Below are 3,260 nucleotides of genomic sequence, written 5' to 3'. Positions count from 1 at the left end.
GCCGCGTCACCACCGGCACGAACCTGCGCTAACCTAACCCCGCGACCTGGGGAACTTCGATGAGCAAGACCGGGGAAATTCGCTGAGCGCCGTCAGCGGCGCTACTCGGTCACAGCCCGAACGCTCAGCGGCACAGTTCGAGGCCGAATGGGGACACTGAATCGTGGAACTTGAGTATGTCACGCTTCGGATCCGGTCGAATACGCGGAGCCACCGACTAGACCCTCGTTGGCGACCAAATTCTTCTACTTGTTGCATCGGAGTGCCCGACCACAACCCATCCACTTCCAATAGCAGATGTGGCAGGCTGCTCGCATGGGTCTCGGATCGACGCTCCGCAAAGGCTGGCTGTTCACGATCAAGCACAGCTTGAACCGACTGACCGGCAGGATAGCCCGCCGGGGCAGCAATCATTTCTCGATCGTGCGCACCGTGGGCCGCAAGAGCGGCAAAACCTTCGAGACTCCGATCATTGTGCAGCCCATCGAAGGCGGCTTCGTCTGCGAGCTCACCTACGGTCCCGAAGTCAACTGGTATCGGAATCTGGTCGCGGCCAACGGCGGCGAAATATTGCGCGACGGTGTGACCACCAAGATAGTCGGGCTCGAACCTATGACGACCGCCGAGGGCATCGCGGCGTTCACCCCATTCCAGCGACTCGTGCTCAGGATGCTCAAACGCACCCATTTCGTGAGACTGCTCGCCGCCTAGACACCATTGCAGAGACGGCCCTCCCCGAGCGGTCCCGTCATGACTGGGTCTGTGCCCGTGCGTCGGTGGAGACCTCGGCGATCCGTTTGATCGCGGCGAGGGTCTTCGGGATGCCATCGAGGGCTTGCTGGGTGCGGTCGGTGATTTCAACTTGGGCGTCTTCGCCAAACTTGTCCTCGAACATGGCGATCCCGTCCGGCAGGAATTCCCAAGACTCGGTGAGTTTTGTCCCGGTCTGCGCGGCGGTGAAGCTGAAGCCCCAGCGGACGAAGCTGCCGCCCACCACCCAGGCGAACTCGCGACCGTGCTCTGCCGTCACTACCTCAGAACGGGTCTCCCAGGTCCGATGCGGGAGCTCGTTGTGCCCGGTGAACCAGGCACCGACTCGACCGGCCTCGGCCTCGTCGTCCCACCAGCATGACGTACAGACCGGGCTCCACTCGCCGGTGCGGGTGATGTCGGAGAGCAGGTCGTAGAGAAACGCGGCCGACGCCTCGACGATGACGGACTCCTGGTGGCTGAGGATGCTTGTCTCACTCATGCTTTTACCCTAACGGAGGGGGTCACTTCTTCTGCCGCCGGCTGCCGCAGCGCCCCATTATGACTGGGGCCGCCCCGCAGGGAGCGTCGGACGTGGAGGAACCAAGCACAGAAGCAACACGGTTCAGGAACGACCTTCGACCGGAGTTTCGCGAGAGCGTTTCTTCCCCTGGTAATCACGGCAAAGCCGATTCCGATAAGAGGAACGGTCAGCGGTGCGGCGTCGTTAGGGGATGTCTGTCAGTGTCTTCTCGACGGTCGCTAGGCGCTGGTCGAGTGCGTCGAGCTTCGCCAGGACGGCCCGGCTCGCCTCGGTGTTCGCATCCAGTGTTCTGCGCAACTCCGGACTGGCAGATTCAGATGTGCGATGCCGGTACTTCCAATAGGTGGCCAGCGTCAAAAAGGTCGCCCCGCCGATGATCGCAACGACAGGAATGATCCAGCCGGCCGCGCCCACGTTTGACCAGTCGCTTGCATTCAGCGTTGTGTTCATTGTTAGTTCTCCTCGGGGAGGGCCGCCGCGATCGATCCTGGTGTGATGGTGATACTGAAGTCGCTGAGTTCGAAAAGCTTGAGCGCTTTGCCGTCTTCGGACAGCACGAGATGTCCGTGAATGAAACCGGCTTCTTGAAGCTTGGTGAGGTGCATATAGAGCAGGGCGCGCGACATCCCCACGCGCCGAGCCAGTTCACTCACATGCGTTTGACCGGTCATCAACTCTGCGATGATTCGCATACGTTGCGGGCTGGCGATGGCGGCCAGACGTTGACTCAGTGCGACCATTCATCACCTCCACCTATCATAGAAAACCTACACGTGCAGCGTCTGTGAGGTCAATACCGAATACCGATTGCCGCTTGACGAAACAGCTGAGCGGATGCCCGTTTGCGGGACGATCACCGGGCGCGTTTTCGGGTGCTCATCGAGGTGCGCCAGAGATCGGATTCCCGACTTCAGCAAGTGCCCGTAAGGGGGACGGCCTGCGGACGGAATTTCCCGCCGGCGCGAGAGCGACCTCAAGGCCACTTCTCCGCCGTATCGGCGGCCCGTAAGTGGAACGTGCTGGGCGACCAAAAACTTCTTCCCACTCGTGCACTAGACCCGCTTCTCGGGCTGAATCCTCTCGCGGACGGTGCCCGACACGCGCCAGGCAGATAATGAGGCCGGCTGATATTGTCACAGTCATGTCAGAGGTCAACCGAGATGGTCGAACCGCGTTGGTATCGGGAATCGTGCTTACCGCAGCGATCGTGGTCTCGGCGGTCGCGCTGGCGGTGGCCATTGTCATTGCTGTCTTGGTCGACGTGCAGAGCAACTATCTCGGCATACGAGCTGAGCAAGCTGGGGGCTTCGACCCGAGCGTCTTTCCGCCAGGCAATGTGGTGCTGTGGCTAATCGGAAATTCCTTCCCAGTTCTATTGGCAATTTTGCTTGTACTGCTTATTGCCGCTCGCATCATCATCGTCGGAGCGCGGCGTGACCGCCCTCGCACCAGCGACAACTGCCTCGTGGAATTGAGTAGTTGATTCGTCAGCTCACACCGCCCGGTAGCCGGACGCTCTGCGGACACTCCGCCGCGGTCACTGGGCCCCGCATGTGGACTTCATCGGCGGATGGCGGTGTTCTTTGATCGCTCGGTGGCGCGGCCAGAGGTGGAACCGTCTTGGATCCCATCGGCGGTCTCAGCTGGTCGTCGCAAGGGTCTGCTGCACGATCAGGTGACGGCTCCTAGTCAAGTAACCGGTGCGGCTGGAGTATTCATGATGACCTCGAGGTCGACCAGCGCAAGTGATGATGGCTATCGAACTCAGTTAACTCCGAGGCCCGCAGGACGGACGGTCAGCGGGCGGCGTTTCCCGCCCTCGCGAGAGTACTCCTTCGAACACTTTTGGGCCGGAAGGGCTGCCCGCAAGGGGAAGGTCTATCGCTCATCAAACCGGGTTCTGGTCGAGGTCGTCGGTCGGGGTCAGGTCGACGAAATACTCCGGTTCTGCTGTCGCGTGTTCCGA

The 3,260-nt window shown here is 61.0% G+C and carries 5 protein-coding genes; 2 read left to right on the top strand and 3 right to left on the bottom strand.

From position 1 onward, the window contains the following. The first annotated feature begins 315 nt into the window (after positions 1–315). Positions 316–711 carry a PNPOx family protein gene (locus ABIB54_RS17725; RefSeq protein WP_354576854.1) on the top strand — a complete coding sequence of 132 codons (396 nt, stop codon included), beginning with the start codon at positions 316–318 and terminating at the stop codon, positions 709–711. A gap of 37 nt (positions 712–748) precedes the next feature. Here ABIB54_RS17725 and ABIB54_RS17720 read toward each other — a convergent pair whose 3' ends face one another. From ABIB54_RS17720 to ABIB54_RS17710, 3 genes are all read right to left on the bottom strand, one after another. Further along, positions 749–1,252 (bottom strand): SRPBCC family protein, encoded by a 504-nt coding sequence (locus tag ABIB54_RS17720; protein WP_354576853.1) that lies wholly within the window; start codon positions 1,250–1,252, stop codon positions 749–751. A 225-nt stretch (positions 1,253–1,477) separates the two neighbouring features. After that, entirely contained in the window at positions 1,478–1,744 is a 267-nt protein-coding gene (locus ABIB54_RS17715; RefSeq protein WP_354576852.1) for a hypothetical protein, read from the bottom strand. A gap of 2 nt (positions 1,745–1,746) precedes the next feature. Continuing rightward, positions 1,747–2,034, bottom strand: a complete 288-nt coding sequence (locus ABIB54_RS17710) for an ArsR/SmtB family transcription factor (RefSeq protein WP_354576851.1) — start codon at positions 2,032–2,034, stop codon at positions 1,747–1,749. Positions 2,035–2,435: 401 nt separating this feature from the next. On the opposite strand from ABIB54_RS17710, the gene ABIB54_RS17705 reads away from it, so the two are divergent. Beyond that, positions 2,436–2,777, top strand: coding sequence for a hypothetical protein (locus ABIB54_RS17705; protein ID WP_354576850.1), 342 nt, complete (start codon positions 2,436–2,438; stop codon positions 2,775–2,777). Positions 2,778–3,260: the final 483 nt, after the last annotated feature.

Origin of the sequence: Frigoribacterium sp. UYMn621, from assembly GCF_040549525.1 — a bacterium.
In the GTDB taxonomy this organism is placed as follows: Bacteria; Actinomycetota; Actinomycetes; order Actinomycetales; family Microbacteriaceae; genus Lacisediminihabitans.
Note: the sequence above shows the minus strand (reverse complement) of the source record. Positions and strands in the feature narration are given on the sequence as shown.

Excerpts from the sequence above, each read along its gene's own strand:
- ABIB54_RS17720 (WP_354576853.1), bottom strand. The coding sequence starts at position 1,252 with ATGAGTGAGACAAGCATCCTCAGCCACCAGGAGTCCGTCATCGTCGAG.
- ABIB54_RS17725 (WP_354576854.1), top strand. The coding sequence starts at position 316 with ATGGGTCTCGGATCGACGCTCCGCAAAGGCTGGCTGTTCACGATCAAG.
- ABIB54_RS17710 (WP_354576851.1), bottom strand. The coding sequence starts at position 2,034 with ATGGTCGCACTGAGTCAACGTCTGGCCGCCATCGCCAGCCCGCAACGT.
- ABIB54_RS17715 (WP_354576852.1), bottom strand. The coding sequence starts at position 1,744 with ATGAACACAACGCTGAATGCAAGCGACTGGTCAAACGTGGGCGCGGCC.
- ABIB54_RS17705 (WP_354576850.1), top strand. The coding sequence starts at position 2,436 with ATGTCAGAGGTCAACCGAGATGGTCGAACCGCGTTGGTATCGGGAATC.